This is a genomic window from Pseudomonas baetica, from assembly GCF_019733355.1.
Taxonomy (GTDB): domain Bacteria; phylum Pseudomonadota; class Gammaproteobacteria; order Pseudomonadales; family Pseudomonadaceae; genus Aquipseudomonas; species Aquipseudomonas baetica_A.
Genome location: NZ_JAIHLQ010000011.1, coordinates 23,421 through 35,911 on the forward strand (window position 1 = coordinate 23,421; position 12,491 = coordinate 35,911).

Below are 12,491 nucleotides of genomic sequence, written 5' to 3' on the forward strand. Positions count from 1 at the left end.
AACTGTGTTCGAATCCGGGTGAGCAGCATGTGGTGGAGCAAGCAGAAGTCGCGAGTAACCGAATGTCAGCAGACGCTTGCCGCGCCGATGATCATGTCGCTGGAGCCGCGCATGCTGTTCGACGGAGCCGTTGCGGCGACGGTGGCCGATACCGCTGCCCAGGCTGACAGCCACACCACAGCGGACGCAGCGAAAACGCCGACGGCCGATCAGCCGGTGGCCAGTAAGGACACCCACGGTCAGGCCGATGCGACACCAGCCGCCAGCCCCGTCGCCGTGCCGGGTCAGAGCGTGGTGTTCGTCGATTCCCGGGTCAAGGACGCCGACAGCCTGCTCCAGGGCATTGCTCCCGGCACCCAAGTGGTGAAACTCGACGCGACCAAGGACGGCTTGCAACAGATCGCCGATTATCTCGATCAGCATCAAGGCGTCAGCTCTGTACAGATCATTGCCTACGGCAACGCAGGCGATCTGTGGCTGGGCAACAGTTATCTGTCTGCCGATAACGTCGCGCAACGCAGTGCGATCCTCGGCGAAATCGGCAAGGACATGAACGTTGGCGGCGACATCCTGATCTACGGCTGCTACACCGCCGAGGGGGATCGCGGCTTGAGTTTCGTCGACTCGCTGGCGCAGCTGACCGGCCGGGATGTGGCCGCTTCGAACAACCGCACCGGTGTCGGCGGCGACTGGGATCTGGAAATTGCCACCGGCACCATCGAAAGCGCCAACGTCCTGTCGACCAAGGCGATGAGCGAATATCAGTGGGGCCTGGCCACCTGGACCGCGACTAACAACCTCGACTCGGGTGTCGGCTCGTTGCGTACGGCACTGGCGTCTGCGCAAAACGGCGACATTGTCACCTTCAACGCCGGCATGACCGTGCAGCTCAACTCCGAGTTGTTGATCAACAAGAACATCACCGTCGATGGCGATCTGAATAACGACGGCGTGGCCGACGTGACCCTCGATGGGCAATACAAGACCCGTGTGGTGGAAGTCACTTCCGGCAGCACCGTGACACTGGACGGGCTGGTGATCACCAAGGGACTGGTGGCCGGCAATGGCGGTAACGGTGGCGCGGCAGCGGCGGGCGCCATGGGTGGCGGGATTTTCAACGCCGGCATTCTTACGCTCAATAACGTGACAGTCACTGCCAACGCCGCTTCCGGTGGCGGCGGCGGCGGTGGCTTGTCCGGTGGATACTCCGGTGGCGGCGGCGGTGGCGGCGGTGGGATCGGTGGCGGTAACGGTGGCCATGGCGGTTCGACAGGCCCCGGCAACTTGAGCTATGCCGGTGGGGCCGGCACTGCCAATACCGGTGGTTATGGCGGCGGCTACACCCAGAACGACATGGGCGGGCGCGGCGGTACCAACATTGGCGGCGTCGGCGGCAATGGCGCCTCCGGCTACAGTCACGGCGGCAACGGCGGCTCCGCGACCAATGGCACGCTGTTCATTGGTGGCGGCGGTGGTGGTTCGGGCTGGAACGCGGTCGGCGGCGTTGGTGGCAGCGCGGCCGGCGGTATTTACAACGCCTCGACCGGCACCTTGAAAGTCATCGGCACGTCAGTCATCAGCAACAACCTCGCGGCGGGTGGTGGCGGCGGTGGGGGTGGCAGCGGCGGCAACCTTGCCAACGGCGGTGATGGTGGCCGTGGCGTCGGGGCCATCTGGAACAACGGCGGTACGGTATTGATCACCGCTGCCAACGTCGCCGCCATGACCGGCAACGCGGCGGCCAGTGGTGTTGGCGGTCCTTCAAACAGCGGCTCGACAGGCGCTTCGCCCAGTTCCACGGATGCGGTTTACAGTACCGGCGGCACGTACAACCCCAACTACGTCGAGCCACCGACCGCGACCATCGTACTGGCGGACAGCGCCCTGAAAATTGGCGAAACCTCGCTGGTGACCATCACCTTCAACACGGCAGTCAGTGGTTTCACCAATGCCGACCTGACCATCGCCAACGGCACGTTGACGGCCGTGAGCAGCAGCGATGGCGGGATCACCTGGACCGCGACTTTCACGCCGACCAACGGGATTACCGACACCACCAACGTCATCACCCTGGACAACACCGGTGTGGCGGCCACCTCTGACGGTACCGTGGGTGTCGGTACCACCAATTCCAGCAATTACGTGATCGATACCCAGCGCCCGACGGCCACTATCGTTTTTGCTGACACGGCCCTGAAAATCGGTGAAACGTCGCTGGTGACCATCACCTTCACTGAAGCGGTCAGCGGTTTCACCAACGCCGACCTGACCATCGCCAACGGTACGTTGTCCGCCGTGAGCAGCAGCGACGGAGGCATTACCTGGACGGCGACGTTTACGCCGAGCGGCGGTGTCACCGACACCACTAACGTGGTCACGCTGGATAACACCGGGATCGCTGATCTGGCCGGTAACGCCGGCAGCGGTACGACCGACTCCAACAACTACGCCATCGACACTGTGCGCCCGACGGCCACCCTTGTCGTCGCGGACACCGCGCTCAAGGCTGGGGAAACCTCGCAGGTCACCATCACGTTCAGCGAGGCCGTGACCGGTTTCACCACCGCCGATCTGTCCGTGGCCAACGGCAGCGTGAGCGGTTTGAGCAGCAGCGACGGCGGGATCACCTGGACGGCGACCTTCACGCCAACCAATAACGTCAGCGATACCACCAACCTGATCACCCTGGACAACACCGGCATCTCCGATCTGTCCGGCAATGCGGGCAGCGGCACCACCGACTCCAACAACTACGCCATCGACACGCAGCGTCCGACCGCGACCATCGTCGTCGCCGACAACGCCTTGAGAATCGGCGAAACATCGTTGGTGACCATCACCTTCTCCGAGGCCGTGACGGGTTTCAGTAATGCCGACCTGACCATCGCCAATGGCACGCTGAGCGCCGTGAGTAGCAGCGATGGGGGTATCACCTGGACGGCAACCTTCACGCCGACCGCCAACATTACCGATCCCACCAACCTGATCACCCTGGACAACAACGGGGTCAGTGACTTGAACGGCAATGCCGGCAGCGGCACCACCGACTCCAACAACTACGCCATCGACAACCAGCGCCCGACGGCCACTGTCGTGTTCGCTGACACAGCCTTGAAAATCGGCGACACATCGTTGGTGACCTTCACCTTCTCCGAAGCGGTGACCGGGTTCAGCAACGCCGATCTGACCATCGCCAACGGCACGCTGACGGCCGTGAGCAGCAGCGATGGCGGTGTCACCTGGACGGCAACCTTCACCCCGACCAGCAATATCACCGACGCCACCAACCTGGTGACCCTGGACTACACCGGCATCGCTGACCTGGCCGGTAACGCCGGCAGCGGCACCACCGATTCGAACAACTACGCCATCGACACGCAACGCCCGACCGCGACCATCGTGCTGGCCGATACCAGCCTCAGTGCCGGTGAAACGTCGCTGGTGACCATCACCTTTTCCGAGGCAGTGACAGGCTTCACCAACGCCGATCTGAACATTCCCAATGGCACGTTGACCGCCGTGAGCAGCAGCGATGGCGGCATCACCTGGACGGCGACGTACACGCCCACGCTCGGGGTCAACGATATGAGCAACGTTATAGGCCTGAACAACACCGGCATCGCTGACCTGGCCGGTAACGCCGGCACCGGCGTCACCAACTCCGGCAATTTCGTGATCGACACGATGGTGCCGACGGCCACTCTTGTGGTCGCCGACAACAGCCTGAGCATCGGCGAGACCACCACGGTGACGATCACCTTCTCCGAGGCGGTGATGGGCTTCAGTAATGCTGACCTGACCGTCGCCAACGGCACGCTGAGCGCCGTGAGCACCAGCGACGGTGGCATCACCTGGACGGCGACCTTTACCCCAAGCGCCAATATCACCGACGCGACCAACCTGATCACCCTGGACAATACCGGGGTGCAGAGCGGGTCTGGCAACGTGGGGGTCGGCACCACGGATTCGAACAATTACGCCATCGACACCCAGCGCCCGACCGCGACCATTGTGGTGGCGGACACGGCGCTGGGCGTTGGCCAGACCACCACGGTCACCATTACCTTCAGCGAGGCAGTGACCGGTTTCACCCTGGCTGACCTGACCGCCGAAAACGGCACGCTTTCAGGGCTGAGCACCTCGGACAACATCACCTATACCGCGACGTTTACCCCAGCGGCCGGCATCACCGACACCAGCAACCTGATCAGCCTGGACAACACCGGTATCGTCGACGGGGCAGGCAACGCCGGGAGCGGCACCACCGATTCGAACAACTACGCCGTCGACAGTCAGCGTCCGACCGCGACCATCGTCGTGAGCGACAACGATCTGCGCCCCGGCGAAACAGCGACCGTGACCATCACCTTCAGCGAAGCGGTGACCGGTTTCGACAATTCCGACCTGAGCGTCGCCAACGGCACGCTGAGCAACGTGTCGTCGAGCGACGGCGGTATCACCTGGACGGCAACGTTTACCCCGACCATTGGCGTCAGCGACTCCACCAACCTGATCACCCTGAACAATACCGGCATCAGCGATCTGGCCGGTAATGCTGGCACTGGCTCCACCAACTCGGGCAATTACGCAGTGCATACCGAAGTGCCGACCGCAACCATTGTTGTCGCAGACACCGCGCTCAAGGCCGGGGAAACCTCGACGGTGACCATTACCTTCAGCGAGGCCGTCGCAGAATTCAGTAACGCTGATCTGACCATCGTCAATGGCGCCCTGAGCAACATCGTGAGCATTGACGGCGGCATTACCTGGACGGCGACGTTCACACCCACCGGCAATATCACTGACACGACCAACGTCATCACCCTCGACAACAGCGGTGTGGTCAATACATCGGGCAACAGCGGCGTGGGCACCACGGACTCGAATAATTTCGCGATCGACACCGCACTGCCCACCGCCACGATCGTGGTGGCCGACAATCGCCTGGGCATCGGCGAAACCACCACCGTGACGATCACCTTCAGTGAAGCGGTGAGCGGCTTTGACCTGTCGGACATCAGCGTCGCCAACGGCACGCTGTCGAACCTGAGCAGCAGCGATGGCGGCATCACCTGGATCGCCACGCTGACGCCGACTGCCAACGTCAACGATGCGACCAACCTGATTGTGATCGACACTGCCGGCGTGCAGGACCTGGCCGGCAACCTCGGTGCGAGCATCGCCATCTCCAACAATTACGCGCTCGACGCGACCCGGCCAACGGTGAGCATCGTGGTCGCCAACCCGACTCTGGGTATCGGCCAGACCACCACTGTGACGTTCACCTTCAGCGAGGCGGTGAGCAACTTCGACCTGTCCGACCTGAGCGTGACCAACGGCGAATTGAGCAACCTGAGCAGCAATGACGGCGGCAAAACCTGGACCGCCACGTTCACGCCAACCGCCAATGTGACCGACCCGAGCAATTTCATCGCGCTCGACACGAGCAACGTCACGGATCTGGCGGGCAACGTCGGCAGCACCGTGGCGGTGTCGAACAACTATGCCCTGGACAGCGAACGGCCGACCGCCACCGTGGTGGTCGCCAATCCGAACCTGGGTGTTGGCCAGACCTCGCAGGTGACGATCACCTTCAATGAGGCGGTCAGCGGTTTTGATCTCTCTGATATCAGTGTCGCCAATGGCACCTTGTCCAACCTGAGCAGCAATGACGGCGGCAAGACCTGGACCGCGACCCTGACGCCAAGCGCCAATGTCAGCAGCGCCAGCAATGCGATCACCGTCAACCGGGGCGGCGTCAGTGACCTGGCGGGCAATAGTGGCAGCGGTGTGAGCCAGTCCGGCAACTACGTGGTGAACACGGCGACGACGCCGACCTTCGTGGTTACGCCGAATCCGCAGTTCCGCAGCAGTGATCCGGTGACGTTCCCCGATGTGCCTTACACCGCGCTGCAACCGATCGTGTTCAGCGCCCCGACGGGCGACCTTGGCTCACCGCTGACTTTTGCGCCGTTGTTCGAACAGCGGGTGATCGGCAACGGCATCCGCCCCTTGGGCGACATATTCATGAACCACGGTGCCCTGAGCCCGAGTTTCCTTGCTCAGGTGTTCAGCAGCAGTGACAACGTTGGTGACGGCGCCGGCCATGGTTTCCTTGGCTTTGGCGGCGGCGATGGCGGGGTGTTCGGCACCAGTACGCTCTCCAGTCTGTTCAATCAGAACAGCGACGCCGCGCGTGATTCGCTGAATGCCTTCGGCAGCCATTCGATCAAGGCCGGCGATGTTTCCCAAGGGCTGCGCGGCGTGTTTGGCGCCCCGACCCTGGTTGAGCAATTGCAGCAACTCAAAGACAGCGAGCAGCACCGGGTCGACAACCTGGCGTGCGCTCTGCAACAGGCTGGCATCAGCGAAATATCGGCCTGACAACACACAATTACTTAACACTGAGCGGGACCTAGGGGCGATCCAGGGATGAGAAGAAGTCAGAAGTTGTTCGGCGCCAGCCTGCTGGCGCTAGCGATCAGCGGGTGTGCAGTCACCAGCGAACCGATTGAGCGCAGCGTCAGTGAGCAGCGGGCCAGAACCGACCTGCAAAACATGTACAAGGATCAGGAACCGCTGCGCGGCCCCCTGACGCTGCATCAGGCCATGGCCCGCGCAGTGAAGTACAACCTTGAAGGCCGCTTGAAGATCATGGAGGAAGCGCTGGCCAAGCGGCAGCTCGACCTCGCCAGTTTCGACATGCTGCCGCGCATGGCGCTGGATGCCGGGTATGTGGGGCGTAACAACGTCAGTGCTTCCAGTAGCCAGAGCGTGCGCACCGGCACCCAGTCGCTGGAACCGTCGACCTCGCAGGATCGTGACCGCGAAGTGGCGGATCTGACCATGGTCTGGAACGTCCTCGACTTCGGTGTCAGCTATATCAGCGCCAAACAACAGGGTGACCAGCGCCTGATCGTGCAGGAACGTCGGCGCAAAGTGATCAACACCATCGTCCAGGATGTGCGCTCGGCGTACTGGCGAGCGATGGCCGCCGAACGTCTGCTCAAGCAGATCGACAGCCTGATGGCGCGAGTCGACACCGCCCGGAAAAACAGCCAGAGCATGAGCGAGCAGCGCATTGGCGACCCGGTTCAGGCCTTGGGTTATCAGCGCTCACTCATCGAAGCCACGCGGCAATTGGAGGAGCAGCGCCGTGCGCTGTCGCTGGCGAAAACCGAACTGGCCACTCTGATCAATCTGCCGCTGGGCACAAATCTTACGCTGGCCACTGATGATGGATATCAGGTTCCCGAGCTCAAGGTCGATCTGGCGAAACTCGAACAGGAGGCTTTGACCAGCCGTCCGGAACTGCGCGAGCAGGATTACCAGACGCGCATCAGCGCCGCCGAAACCCGCAAAGCCATGCTGCGCTTGCTGCCAGGTCTGGAGTTTTCGGCCGGCGGGCATTACGACAGCAACTCGTTCCTCGTTGAGCAAGGCTGGGCCGACTACGGCGTGAAAATCACCTGGAACCTGTTCAACGTGATCTCTGCTCCGGCGGCGATCAACGTCGCCAAGGCCGGCGAAGAGGTCGCCACGGCAAGGCGTCAGGCGATGTCGATTGCGGTGCTGGCGCAGCTTTATGTGGCCAACGCCAACTATCAAGAGGCGTTGCGCCAGTTCAAGACCAGCCAGCAGTTGTCCGACATTGACGGGCAAATCGTTGGCCAGTTGCGCAATCGTCATCAGGCCGCCGGCATTGGTGAACTGGAGTTGATTCAGGGTGAGCTGAACAACCTGCAAGCCGACCTGCGTCGTGATCTTTCTTACGCCGATCTGCGCAATGCCTACGGCCAGATTTTCGCCAGTGCCGGGCTCGACCCGCTGCCGGATCAAGTGCAGTCCACGGACGTGCAGGCGATCGCGAACGCACTGGCCAATCGTGAGTCGGCGTGGGCGGCGGGGGATATCTCGTTGCCAGTGGTGGCGAATGCCTCCGCGCAATGACGTGCTGGCGCCAAGCGCCAGCATCAGCCGTATGCAACGCGAGGTCCGCAATGGCCATCGCGGTGCGGCCATTCTTCTGACCGGTTTGCCGGCGGCGGGCAAATCGACGCTGGCTCAAGCGCTGCACGCCACGTTGTTCGGGTGTGGCTGGCAAACGGTGGTGCTTGATGGCGATAGCTTGCGTACCGGGCTCAATCGGGATTTGGGATTCAGTGACGCGGATCGCCAGGAAAACATTCGCCGCGCCAGCGAGCTCGCCGCTTTGCTGGTGGAAAATGGTCAGATCGTGATTCTGGCAATGATTGCGCCATTGGCCGAACTGCGAGAAATGTTTGCCCAGCGTTTGGGCGAGGACTATCGCGAGGTCTGGTGCAGCGCCTCATTGGCAGTGTGCGAGCAGCGTGATCCGAAAGGGCATTACGCTCGGGCGCGACGAGGTGAGTTGGCCGGGTTTACCGGGGTCTCGGCGCCGTATGAGCCACCGTTGCAGGCCTCGTTGGTGCTCGATACGGGTACGCAGACCGTTGAGGCCTGTCTTGATCGTCTGTTGACCTGGCTCGGCGATTGCTCGGTGCTGCCCAAGACATGAGCCGTCCGGCGTATTCGCGACTGCCGGTGCCGGTGGATTTGCCACTGTTGTTGCAGGCGCTGGCGGCGATTGCCGAAGACGCCTGGCGTAGTCACTTCAACACGCAATATTTCTCGGGAGACTGGAGCGGCGTGGCGCTGATTTCGGCGGCCGATGCGCTGACCGAATTGTCGCCCGGACGTGGTCAACCGTTACTGCGCGCGCCTTGGTTGCTGGATGAACGTTGGCGCCACGGTCTGCGGGATTTGCCGCTGGACATCGTCAGTGCGCGATTGTTGCGGTTGGGGCCCGGTGGGCGAATTCATGAGCACCGCGACTACGATCTCGCCGAGCCGGACGCCGATGTGCGTCTGCACATTCCGTTGCTCAGTCCGCCCGATGTGGATTTCTGGCTCGACGGTCAACGTGTGCCGATGATGGCGGGGGAATGCTGGTTTCTCGATCTGGCGCGACCGCATCGGGTGGTTAACCGCGATACCTCGACGCGGGTTCATTTGGTGCTCGACTGCCGGCCTGGCGCCTGGCTTGCGCGGATGATTGATGAAGGGCTGCCGAGTACGCCTCCAGCGCAATGGGCCGACACGTCGCTGCAGCGTTTTCAGCGACTGGTCGCTGAGGATGCTTCGCTGTCCTCAGCCTTGCGGGCACTCAACGACCCTGAACAGTTCATCATCCGAACCCTAGAACTGGCCGCCGAACAGGGCTTGCTGTTCTCTCGCGAAGAACTGCGCGCGGCCATGCGCCAGGGACGGCGGCAATGGAACGAACAATGGAGCGGCTGAACCTGGACGGCTGGTTACCGGTGCGTGTCTGGCCGGTCGCAGGGTGTTGGCAGGTGGATTGGTGCTGGTTCGGCGATACGCCACTGCATCAGCCCTTTTTTCGCGACGCGGTCGAGGATGCGTTGCGCTTGCCGTTCAATCAGGCATTTCGTCGACAGACGCCGCTGTCGGCGCTGACCGATTGGCAGGCGCAAAGCCCGGGGGTGGCGCCGAGCGCATTCATTTTGCACGCCTCGCGCTGCGGCTCGACGCTGATCAGCCAGATGCTCGCCCGGCTCGATGACCACATTGTTGTCTCGGAACCACCACCGCTGGACGCCTTGTTGCGCAGCGATCTGCCGGCGTCTGAACGTCGAGCCGCTATCAGCGGATTGCTCTCGGCTTACGGGCAGCGTCGTCGAGGCGTGGAGCAGCGGTTGGTGATCAAGCTTGATGCGTGGAACATCGGTGAGTGGCCGCTCCTGCAAGAATGTTTTCCTGATACGCCATGGTTGTTTCTGTATCGCGACCCGTTGGAAATCGCCGTTTCCCACCTGCGCCGCCCGGGCATGCACATGGTGCCGGGCATGCTCGGCGACGGCGTGCTGGAGGACGGTTTGCCGTTTGAGGGGCGTGAGGATTTCATTGCCCGGCGCTTGGGTCGATTGCTGGAGGCGGGTCGGACGCAATGCGAAGTGTCAGGTGGGCTGCCCGTCAATTACAGCGAGTTGCCCGGGGCGATGGCAGGGCGACTGGCAAGTTTTTTTCAGTTGAGCGCTGAGCAGCTTCAGCAGGCGTTCGCGGCGACGGCGCAACATGCCAAGCAGCCCTCACGGACGTTCGTCGCCGACAGTGAGGAAAAGCGCGGCGAGGCTTCGGTGTTGTTGCACAGGCATGTGCAACATTTCGCTCACGCGCCCTATGAAGCGCTGGAACGCTTGCGTCATCTCAGGACTTGGCCGACAAATCCGCCATCCCCTTGAGTAACTCGATCGGCAGCGGAAAGACGATGGTCGAACTCTTGTCGCCGGCAATCGAACTCAAGGTCTGCATATAACGCAACTGCATGGCCCCTGGCTGACGGCCGAGCATTTCGGCGGCCTGCATGAGTTTTTCCGAAGCCTGCAACTCGCCTTCGGCGTGAATCACCTTGGCCCGTCGTTCCCGTTCGGCTTCGGCCTGTTTGGCGATGGCGCGCACCATCGACTCGTTGAGGTCGACGTGTTTGATCTCAACGTTGGCGACCTTGATGCCCCATGCGTCGGTCTGGGCGTCGAGCACTTGCTGGATGTCGATGTTCAACTGCTCGCGCTCGGCCAGCAGTTCATCCAGCTCATGCTTGCCCAGTACCGCACGCAGGGTGGTCTGAGCCAACTGGCTGGTGGCGGAGAGGAAGTTCTCGACTTGAATGATCGCCTTTTGTGGGTCGAGCACGCGAAAGTACAGCACTGCATTGACCTTCACCGAAACGTTGTCGCGTGTGATCACATCCTGCGGCGGTACATCGAGAACGATGGTGCGCAAGTCGACCCGAACCATTTGCTGAACCACCGGAATCAGCAGGATCAGCCCCGGACCTTTGACTTGCCAGAAGCGCCCGAGCTGGAACACCACGCCGCGTTCGTATTCGCGCAGGATGCGAAACGTCGACGCGGCGAGGGCGATCACCAATAACAGCAGCGCGAAAAAACCGATTTGCAGACCCATGATCACTCTCCGTGTCGAGCCGCGTCAGCCGCGGCGACTTTCAGCAGTAAGCCCTTGCGTCCCACTACGCGTACCGATTGTCCGCTGTGCAGCGGTGTCGCGCTGTGCACCTGCCATTGCTCACCTTGCAGGTGTATCCAGCCGTGATGGGCATCTTCAGTCTGCACCGTGGTTATTGCCGTCACACTGCCGACCAGGCCCGCATCGCCACTGACGGCGTGGCGCGGTCGGGTTTTCAGGGCGCGGATGATCAGCGCAAGCAACAGTAAAGCGCTGATCAGCCCCAGACCGATCATCATCGGCACCGGCAAGTCCGCGTTGCCCAGCATCAGCGCGCCGATCACGAACATGATGATCCCGCCCAGACCAATCACGCCGTAATTGGGCAGTGCGGCTTCAGCGATCAGAAAAACGATACCGAGGGTGACCAGCCAGAGACCGATCGGGTTGACCGACGACAGCGGAACATCGGCGGCGATAGCTGAACCGCTCAACAGGAGTAACCAGAGAAACGCACAACATCGACTGTTCACGTGACCCTCCGGGCGCGTCATGGGTGTGCTTCTTTGAGTCTAGTTGAGGGTTTCGCTGGATGAATGTTGATCAATGTGCGGATGTGTCCAGTGAGCGGATTTCCCGGCGCCTGCAACTCGCCGAACTAGACTCAAACACACCGCTACAACCGTTCAGTGCAGCGCCGAGGTGCATCAGGCCGGGAGTTGAGTCATCAGGTTTTGTGGCGTTCGCGTTGGCGCTTTCGCGAGCAAGCCCACACAGGTGACCGCGACCCCTTGGATGCCGCTCGCGAATAATCGCCCAGACACCATGTTCCCAAGGAGTTCCCCCATGGAAAGTCCAACCCATAGCCTGCCATCCCTGTTCAAACAACTCGGCCTGGACAACGACCCCGTCAGCATCGACCAATTCATCACGAGCCATTCTCCGCTCAAACCCGAATTGCACCTGGCAGACGCATTTTTCTGGACCAAGAGTCAGGCTGATTTTTTGCGCGACGAAATTCTGGACGATGCCGATTGGGCGGAGGTGGTTGATCAATTGAATGTGTTGTTGCGTATGGGGCGGTAGGCCTGACCGAAGGGTGATCACTTCCTGCCGGATGGGTGCCAGCCGATGTTTACGAAGCAATGATGGAACGGCTTGATGATTTGGAACTGGCAGAAATCATTCGCTCCGAGATCAATTGAAAAAAGAAGCTCGCCGAAAGATTGGCGCTGCCGAGAGTCCCGGCTGATGCACTCCACGGGGTGCCCGACTGTTACAAAATCAAACTCAAAGCGTCGGGTTACCGTTTGGTTTATCAAGTAATCGATGAGCGAGTTGTCGTCGCTGTAGGTAAGCGTGAGCGCAGCAGAGTTTACGAGAAGGCCCAAAAACGCTAATAGGTCCCCACCTCGTCGTTTCTCTTCGGCTGACAATCACTTTGTTTCAAAACTTGACTGAATTTCCCTCGCAATGCGATATTG

General features: G+C 61.4%; 8 protein-coding genes and 2 pseudogenes. 8 read left to right on the forward strand and 2 right to left on the reverse strand.

Translation table 11 applies throughout. The features are described from left to right. Window positions 1–27: 27 nt before the first annotated feature. From K5E40_RS12155 to K5E40_RS12175, 5 genes are read left to right on the forward strand one after another with little or no spacing between them, the layout of a single operon-like run. Window positions 28–6,384 carry an Ig-like domain-containing protein gene (locus tag K5E40_RS12155; RefSeq protein ID WP_221730948.1) on the forward strand — a complete coding sequence of 2,119 codons (6,357 nt, stop codon included), beginning with the start codon at window positions 28–30 and terminating at the stop codon, window positions 6,382–6,384. A gap of 48 nt (window positions 6,385–6,432) precedes the next feature. After that, the gene (locus K5E40_RS12160; protein WP_221730949.1) at window positions 6,433–7,950 is read left to right on the forward strand and encodes a TolC family protein; all 1,518 of its coding nucleotides are present in this window, start codon (window positions 6,433–6,435) and stop codon (window positions 7,948–7,950) included. Beyond that, window positions 7,934–8,539, forward strand: a complete 606-nt coding sequence (gene cysC, locus K5E40_RS12165; RefSeq protein ID WP_221730950.1) for an adenylyl-sulfate kinase — start codon at window positions 7,934–7,936, stop codon at window positions 8,537–8,539. Before K5E40_RS12160 ends, cysC begins: the two co-directional genes overlap by 17 nt. Next, the gene (locus tag K5E40_RS12170; protein WP_221730951.1) at window positions 8,536–9,321 is read left to right on the forward strand and encodes an aspartyl/asparaginyl beta-hydroxylase domain-containing protein; all 786 of its coding nucleotides are present in this window, start codon (window positions 8,536–8,538) and stop codon (window positions 9,319–9,321) included. Before cysC ends, K5E40_RS12170 begins: the two co-directional genes overlap by 4 nt. Then, window positions 9,309–10,283 (forward strand): sulfotransferase family protein, encoded by a 975-nt coding sequence (locus tag K5E40_RS12175; protein WP_221731064.1) that lies wholly within the window; start codon window positions 9,309–9,311, stop codon window positions 10,281–10,283. Before K5E40_RS12170 ends, K5E40_RS12175 begins: the two co-directional genes overlap by 13 nt. Here K5E40_RS12175 and K5E40_RS12180 read toward each other — a convergent pair. Both K5E40_RS12180 and K5E40_RS12185 read right to left on the reverse strand, forming a co-directional pair. Beyond that, on the reverse strand, window positions 10,249–11,007 hold the full coding sequence (locus K5E40_RS12180) for a slipin family protein (RefSeq protein WP_221730952.1): 759 nt from the start codon (window positions 11,005–11,007) through the stop codon (window positions 10,249–10,251). The genes K5E40_RS12175 and K5E40_RS12180 overlap by 35 nt on opposite strands. Before the next feature lie 2 nt (window positions 11,008–11,009). Beyond that, window positions 11,010–11,540 (reverse strand): NfeD family protein, encoded by a 531-nt coding sequence (locus tag K5E40_RS12185; RefSeq protein WP_311775947.1) that lies wholly within the window; start codon window positions 11,538–11,540, stop codon window positions 11,010–11,012. Between the two features lie 313 nt (window positions 11,541–11,853). Between K5E40_RS12185 and K5E40_RS12190 the strand changes: the two genes are divergently transcribed. The 3 genes and pseudogenes from K5E40_RS12190 to K5E40_RS12195 form a co-directional block, all read left to right on the forward strand. Beyond that, window positions 11,854–12,093 (forward strand): DUF2789 domain-containing protein, encoded by a 240-nt coding sequence (locus K5E40_RS12190; RefSeq protein ID WP_221730954.1) that lies wholly within the window; start codon window positions 11,854–11,856, stop codon window positions 12,091–12,093. A gap of 35 nt (window positions 12,094–12,128) precedes the next feature. After that, window positions 12,129–12,200: pseudogene (locus tag K5E40_RS35610) on the forward strand (antitoxin); the annotation flags it as partial. Then, window positions 12,191–12,407: pseudogene (locus tag K5E40_RS12195) on the forward strand (type II toxin-antitoxin system RelE family toxin); the annotation flags it as partial. The pseudogenes K5E40_RS35610 and K5E40_RS12195, both read left to right, overlap by 10 nt. Between the last annotated feature and the right edge of the window lie 84 nt (window positions 12,408–12,491).

Excerpts from the sequence above, each read along its gene's own strand:
- K5E40_RS12160 (WP_221730949.1), top strand. The coding sequence starts at position 6,433 with ATGAGAAGAAGTCAGAAGTTGTTCGGCGCCAGCCTGCTGGCGCTAGCG.
- K5E40_RS12175 (WP_221731064.1), top strand. The coding sequence starts at position 9,309 with ATGGAGCGGCTGAACCTGGACGGCTGGTTACCGGTGCGTGTCTGGCCG.
- K5E40_RS12155 (WP_221730948.1), top strand. The coding sequence starts at position 28 with ATGTGGTGGAGCAAGCAGAAGTCGCGAGTAACCGAATGTCAGCAGACG.
- K5E40_RS12170 (WP_221730951.1), top strand. The coding sequence starts at position 8,536 with ATGAGCCGTCCGGCGTATTCGCGACTGCCGGTGCCGGTGGATTTGCCA.
- cysC (WP_221730950.1), top strand. The coding sequence starts at position 7,934 with ATGCCTCCGCGCAATGACGTGCTGGCGCCAAGCGCCAGCATCAGCCGT.
- K5E40_RS12180 (WP_221730952.1), bottom strand. The coding sequence starts at position 11,007 with ATGGGTCTGCAAATCGGTTTTTTCGCGCTGCTGTTATTGGTGATCGCC.
- K5E40_RS12190 (WP_221730954.1), top strand. The coding sequence starts at position 11,854 with ATGGAAAGTCCAACCCATAGCCTGCCATCCCTGTTCAAACAACTCGGC.